At 68.1% G+C, this 3423-nt stretch carries 4 protein-coding genes; 3 read left to right on the top strand and 1 reads right to left on the bottom strand.

What is annotated here, in order from left to right; all coding sequences use genetic code 11:
- Nucleotide 1: 1 nt before the first annotated feature.
- Both QZV94_RS06610 and QZV94_RS06605 read left to right on the top strand, forming a co-directional pair.
- The gene (locus tag QZV94_RS06610; protein ID WP_293677016.1) at nucleotides 2–208 is read left to right on the top strand and encodes a DUF1192 domain-containing protein; all 207 of its coding nucleotides are present in this window, start codon (nucleotides 2–4) and stop codon (nucleotides 206–208) included.
- 91 nt (nucleotides 209–299) lie between these two features.
- A complete protein-coding gene (locus tag QZV94_RS06605) occupies nucleotides 300–803 on the top strand; it encodes a DUF1465 family protein (protein WP_293677015.1) in 504 nt (167 codons plus the stop codon).
- A 7-nt stretch (nucleotides 804–810) separates the two neighbouring features.
- Here QZV94_RS06605 and QZV94_RS06600 read toward each other — a convergent pair whose 3' ends face one another.
- Nucleotides 811–1485: a DUF1134 domain-containing protein gene (locus QZV94_RS06600; protein ID WP_293677014.1), complete on the bottom strand. Its 675-nt coding sequence runs from the start codon at nucleotides 1483–1485 to the stop codon at nucleotides 811–813.
- Nucleotides 1486–1646: 161 nt separating this feature from the next.
- Between QZV94_RS06600 and lepA the strand changes: the two genes are divergently transcribed.
- Nucleotides 1647–3423, top strand: a 1777-nt coding sequence (gene lepA / locus QZV94_RS06595; protein WP_293677013.1) for a translation elongation factor 4, incomplete at its 3' end; no start/stop codon positions are given.

The following is a 3423-nucleotide window of genomic DNA, read 5'->3' as shown; positions in this document are numbered from 1 at the left end:
GATGGAAGAACCTGCTGAAGTCCGCGTCGGTCGCGGTCAGCGGCTCATGGAAGCGATGCGCGAGGATCTCGACCTGTACGGGATCGCCGAACTCGAGGAACGCCTCGACATCCTGGCCTCGGAGGCCGCGCGGGTGCAGGCGCAGATCGACAGAAAGCGCGCCGGGCGCGCCGCCGCGGACGCCCTGTTCTCCTCGCCCTCGAACTAGGGCAGGCGCGCGCCTTGCAGACGCAGACCCCGCCGCGCCCGCGGCGATTCGTTCAGGGCGTGGAAACACTAGTCGGTGTAGGATCGACCTGATGCGAGATATCCAGAGCCCCGACTGGCGTGACGACGTCATCCAGGACTTCGCCCGTTCGGAACTGTTCGAGCGCACGTTCCAGGAAGGCATGGAGCTGGTCGAGGAGACCGCCAGCTACCTGGACGGCGAAGGCCGCCAGGAGTCCAAGCTGCTGTCGCGCAATGCCGCGCTCGCCTATGCGGCGGAGAGCATGCGCCTGACCACCCGGCTGATGCAGGTGGCCTCGTGGCTGCTGGTGCAGCGGGCCGTGCGCGAGGGCGACATGGCGCCATCCGCGGCCTGCGAGGACCGCTACCGCCTCAATGCCGATGATGTGTCCGGGGCCGACGCCGCCCGCGCCGAACTGCCCCGTGGGCTGACCCGTCTGGCCGACCGCGCCGAGCGACTCTATGACCGCGTCCGCCACCTGGACCGTCGCATGTATCTGGAGAGCCAGACGACCGAGCCCACCAACCCGGTGCTCTCCCACATGGACAAGCTGCGCTCGGCGTTCGGGGGCTAGGAGCCCGTCAGAACGGGAACCGGTTGCGCTTCCGCGTGTACGACAGGTAGCCGACGTTGGCGCCGAGACGGAGGCCTACGCCGGCGCGGATCGGGGCCAGGGTGACCTGGTCGGCGCGCTGGAAGTTCACGCCCAGGCCGCCCACCAGATAGGCCGACCCCTCCACGCCGGGGAAGCGCTGGAAGATCGTCTCGGGGACCTGCAGGTTGTAGCAAAGGACGAAGACACGGCTGGCGTTGCCGCCGAAGTCCCAGCCGGCAGAGGGGCCCTGCCAGTACACTTCGATCGGCTCCCGGTCCTTCATGTAGAGCAGGCCGCGGCCATAACGCGCCCCGATCACGAAGGCGCCGGAGCCCTCCTCCCCGGCGATGTAGCCGGTGGGCCGCCCTTCGTTGGCGAACAGTTTTTCCACCACGGCGCCGGCGGATTCGGCGGTGACGCCCAGGAAGTCGGAGACGTTCCCGACGATCTCGTCCTGCGTGTAGGTCTTGGCCGGCGGGACGCCGGCGGCCTGCGGACCCTGTTGCGCGGCGCGCCTCTGCGGAGGCTCGGCCGGCGGCAGCGGTGCGCTCTCCACGTAGGGTGGCGGCGGCGGCAATGCCGTGCCTGGCGGCGTCTGCGCGCGGGCTGCGCCGGACGCCGCCAGGGCCACGCCGGATACGAGAAGGGTGCGTCGGTCCATGGGCGCCAGTGTCTCCTGCAAGTCGGCTTCAGCGAATCCCGCCCAGGGCCCCTGGATGACCGCGCCTGCCTTAACGGGCGATTAACCACGTTGCCATGGCGATCGTGCGGCGGGAGCCCACGCTATGTTGCGCCGCGAGATGTGCTAAAGGCGGCCCCGCCATGTCCACCCCGCTCTCACACATCCGCAACTTCTCGATCGTCGCCCATATCGACCACGGCAAGTCCACGCTCTCCGACCGGCTCATCCAGGAGACCGGCGCGCTGACCCAGCGCGAGATGACCGAGCAGGTGCTCGACAACATGGACATCGAGCGCGAGCGGGGCATCACCATCAAGGCGCAGACCGTGCGGCTGGAGTACAAGGCCGACGACGGCGAGACCTATATCCTCAACCTGATGGACACGCCCGGCCACGTGGACTTCGCCTACGAGGTCTCCCGCTCGCTGGCCGCCTGCGAGGGCTCGATCCTCGTGGTCGACGCCTCCCAGGGGGTCGAGGCCCAGACGCTGGCCAACGTCTACCAGGCCATCGACAACAACCACGAGATCGTCCCGGTCCTCAACAAGATCGACCTGCCCGCCGCCGAGCCGGACCGGGTGCGCCAGCAGATCGAGGACGTCATCGGCCTGGACGCCTCCGACGCGGTGGAATGCTCCGCCAAGACCGGCATCGGCATCCATGAAGTGCTCGAAGCGGTGGTCAAGCGGCTGCCGCCGCCCAAGGGCGACCGCGACGCGCCGCTGAAGGCGCTGCTGGTCGACGCCTGGTACGACGCCTACCTGGGCGTGGTGGTGCTGGTCCGCGTGATCGACGGCGTACTGCGCTCCGGCCAGCGCATCCGCATGATGCAGCAGGGCTCCACCCATCTGATCGACCGCATCGGCTACTTCCGCCCCAAGCGCACCGAGGTGGAGGAACTGGGGCCCGGCGAGATCGGCTTCATCACCGCCCAGATCAAGGAAGTCGCCCAGGCCGCGGTCGGCGACACCCTGACCGACGAGCGCAAACCGGCGGCGCAAGCCCTGCCCGGCTTCCGCGAGGTGCAGTCCGTTGTGTTCTGCGGCCTCTTCCCGGTGGACGCCGCCAAGTTCGAGGACCTGCGCGCGGCCATCGGCCGCCTGCGCCTGAACGACGCTTCCTTCACCTACGAGATGGAGACCAGCGCGGCGCTCGGCTTTGGTTTCCGCTGCGGGTTCCTGGGCCTGCTGCACCTGGAGATCATCCAGGAGCGGCTCTCCCGCGAGTTCGACCTCGACCTGATCGCGACGGCCCCTTCGGTCGTCTACAAGATCGGCCTCATCAACGGCGAGACGATCGAGCTGCACAACCCGGCCGACCTGCCCGACCCCGTCAAGATCGCCTCGATCGCCGAGCCGTGGATCAAGGCCACCATCTTCACCCCCGACGAGTACCTCGGTCCGATCATCAAGCTCTGCCAGGACCGCCGCGGCCAGCAGCGGGAACTGAGCTACGTCGGCAGCCGCGCCATGGTGGTCTACGACCTGCCGCTGAACGAGGTGGTGTTCGACTTCTACGACCGGTTGAAGTCGATCTCGAAGGGCTATGCCTCCTTCGACTACCAGATCGAGGACTACCGGGTCGGCAACCTGGTGAAGATGTCGATCCTGGTGAACTCCGAGCCGGTGGATGCGCTGGGCATGCTGGTCCACGCCGACCGGGCCGAGGCCAGGGGGCGCGGGATGGTCGAGAAGATGAAGGACCTGATCAGTCCGCACATGTTCGCGATCCCGATCCAGGCGGCGATCGGCGGCCGGATCATCGCTCGCGAGACCGTGCGTGCGCTCCGCAAGGACGTCACCGCCAAGTGCTACGGCGGCGACGCCAGCCGCAAGCGCAAGCTGCTGGACAAGCAGAAAGCCGGCAAGAAGCGCATGCGCCAGTTCGGCAAGGTCGAGATCCCGCAGGAAGCGTTCG

Origin of the sequence: uncultured Phenylobacterium sp. (assembly GCF_902826855.1) — a bacterium.
Lineage (GTDB): Bacteria > Pseudomonadota > Alphaproteobacteria > Caulobacterales > Caulobacteraceae > Phenylobacterium.
The sequence above is the reverse complement of the archived record's forward strand: the minus strand, read 5'-3'. Positions and strand labels throughout refer to the sequence as shown.